The 274-nt window shown below is 69.7% G+C and carries 1 protein-coding gene; it reads right to left on the bottom strand.

Annotated features, from left to right (window positions below):
• Positions 1 to 274, bottom strand: a 274-nt coding sequence (locus tag ACNAW0_RS30870) for a hypothetical protein (protein WP_416291558.1), incomplete at both ends; no start/stop codon positions are given.

Raw genomic sequence — 274 nt, 5'->3', positions numbered from 1 at the left:
TACGGGCGCGGTGGGAGGTCTTCGCGCCGCGGTTGCGGCGGGTGGTCTCCTGCCGGCCGGCCTTCGACTTGAGTCGGGCCAGGTCGCGTTCCTGGCCGCAGGTGGTGAAGGTACGGTGCCACATGCGGCCGTCGGACATCGCCAAGGCGACCTTCACGCCACGGTCGACGCCCACTACGGTGTCGGGCCGGGCGTGCACCGTGGGCGCCTTGACACCGGTGTGGACGCCGAAACCAACATGCCAGGCGACACCGTCGAAGGACACCACCGAGTT

The sequence above is a fragment of the Micromonospora sp. SL1-18 genome (assembly GCF_047921505.1).
In the GTDB taxonomy this organism is placed as follows: domain Bacteria; phylum Actinomycetota; class Actinomycetes; order Mycobacteriales; family Micromonosporaceae; genus Micromonospora.
This window is presented reverse-complemented; position numbering and strand designations above follow the sequence as displayed.